1 protein-coding gene and 1 pseudogene are annotated in these 1,266 nt (G+C 65.8%); both read right to left on the bottom strand.

All coding sequences use genetic code 11. From position 1 onward, the window contains the following. Positions 1 to 91: 91 nt before the first annotated feature. Positions 92 to 976: an arginase family protein gene (locus tag AC1VAN_RS22225; RefSeq protein WP_032976021.1), complete on the bottom strand. Its 885-nt coding sequence runs from the start codon at positions 974 to 976 to the stop codon at positions 92 to 94. A gap of 3 nt (positions 977 to 979) precedes the next feature. Next, positions 980 to 1,266: pseudogene (locus tag AC1VAN_RS22220) on the bottom strand (GNAT family N-acetyltransferase); the annotation flags it as partial.

The following is a 1,266-nucleotide window of genomic DNA, read 5'->3' as shown; positions in this document are numbered from 1 at the left end:
GCACTACCGACTCTGCCTGGGTCTGGCAGGTGCCAACCTTGGTTGGCACATCGTGGTACAGCTGCCGGTCAGCGGCCGGCACTACCCCCGCTCAGCAGGCCGTCGGAACGGCGGCCATCGCCGCCAGCAGTTCGCGGTTCACCTGCTGGTGCTGCTGCTGCCATGCCGGAAGATCATCGGCGCTGACGTCGGGCTGACCATCCAGCGATGACAACCAGCGCTTGAAACGGCTCTGGTAGTTGGCAAGTGACACCTCGCCGGTGATGTCGCTGCCCACCAGTCCACCGGTGCGCAGGGCCTCGATCACCATCAGCGCGTGTTCAAGCTGGAAGCGGCCCTGGTCCCAGTTGCTGCGGGCGACATCTTCAGCGAACACGTCCTTGTCGATCGACAGGTAGGTCGGTTGAGGGGCCTGCGCCTGTTCGGCGGCGAACGCGGCGACCAGGGCCTCGGGATGGTCGAAGTGGCGGAAGGCAGCTGACATGCCCACGCGGCTGGCCCAGCCCACATCCACATCCATGCACCAGTAGGTCAGCCGCCGCCCCAGCAGCGGCCGCCAGTGGTTCTCCCACGCATGGCCCAGGCCGATATCGGCGGAGGTGATGCCCAGCACATGCACATGCGATACCTGCGGCAATGCGGCGGCAGCATTGACCCAGGAACCGCAGTGCATGCCGAAGGGAAAGCGCATGTTGTCCGGATGGTTGTCCAGCACCACCAGCTGGAACGGGGCACGCGTGTGCAGGTGCTGCAGCAGCGGCAGGCTGAGATGGTGGAAGTCGCCGCTGCCGAGCATGACCGTGCCGAGCTGTGCCGGCAGCGGCCGAAGAACTTCAGTGGCGAAGCGTGACAGCGTGGCGTTGCGGCAGGCAAAGCGCAGCGGGTCATGCCAGTGCTGCAGCGCAAGCGTGCGTGCCTGTGGCAATGGCAGTACGCCACCATCGAGGTCGAGGATCAGCGGCGGACGCAGTTGCATCGGTCAGCCTCCTCCATCCGGCTCAGCCTGCAGGTGCGGGGCCAGCCTGCGCAGGACGGCGCGCAGCAGCGGYGAACGCGCATGCACCGCGTGTACGGTGGAGGTGAAGCGGGCACCCAGTTCGGCCTTGATGCGTGAATCGGTCCAGCCGGCAACGTAGTGGCTGAGGCCGTGCTGCAACGCGTATTCCAGGTTGTGCATCCAGCTGACCGAGTACAGGTTGTGGTCGCGCGACTGCGGATAGGACAGGCCGATGTACTTGTCCACCAGCTTGCCGGCATGCACGTAGC

This window comes from Stenotrophomonas sp. 05L44_2, from assembly GCF_056665995.1.
Note: the sequence above shows the minus strand (reverse complement) of the source record. Positions and strands in the feature narration are given on the sequence as shown.